Genomic DNA, 771 nt, shown 5'->3' on the forward strand with positions numbered 1-771 from the left:
ACCGAACAGTCGCTTGGTTCCAACCGTACGCACAAGGCAGGTTACCGTGAACAGGATTATTTGTGGAGTTGATGTTTCGAAAGATTGGCTGGACGCGCATGTCCGGCCTGGCGGAGCGGCAGCGCGCTTCGCCAACGATGCGGCGGGGATTGCAGCTCTTTGGCTGTTCTGCCGCAGCCATGGCGCAGCCCTTGCGGTGATGGAGGCATCGGGCGGCTATGAACGGCTGGGGTTCATGCTCTTGTGGGCGCACGGCATGCCGTGCGGCGTGGTCAATGCCAAGAGCGTGCGCCGTTTCGCCGAGGCGATGGGCTATCTGGAGAAGACCGACAGGATCGACGCCGCTGTCATCGCCCATTACGGCGCAGTCAAGAACACGGTGCCGACGCCACCGCCAAGCGCTGCCCAACAGCGGCTTACCGCGTTGGTTGGCCGGCTTTGCCAGATTGTCGGCGATGCGACCATCAACAAGCAGCGTAGAAGTGCCGCATGCGACGCCGAGGTATGCGCCAGCATCGAGGCGACGCTGGCCTTCCTCAAGCGCGAGCAACGGCGCCTGGAAGGCGAGATTGCCTCGATGATCGATGACGATCCGCTGTGGGCCAGGCTGGAGCGAGCCTTTCGTTCGCTCAAGGGCGTAGCCGGACGCACTGTCGCCCGTCTGATGGCCGAACTGCCCGAGATCGGCCTCATCTCCAACAAGGCCATCGCCAAGCTGGCAGGCCTGGCTCCTTTCGCCAACGATAGCGGCAAGCGCACCGGCAACAGGCA

At 63.3% G+C, this 771-nt stretch carries 1 protein-coding gene; it reads left to right on the forward strand.

The genetic code is table 11. The annotated features are described in order from the left end of the window. Positions 1-46 precede the first annotated feature (46 nt). On the forward strand, positions 47-771 hold a 725-nt coding region (locus tag NKJ00_RS32185; RefSeq protein WP_352632605.1), incomplete at its 3' end, for an IS110 family transposase.

It is taken from the genome of Mesorhizobium sp. M0227 (assembly GCF_040321855.1).
Taxonomy (GTDB): Bacteria; Pseudomonadota; Alphaproteobacteria; order Rhizobiales; family Rhizobiaceae; genus Mesorhizobium.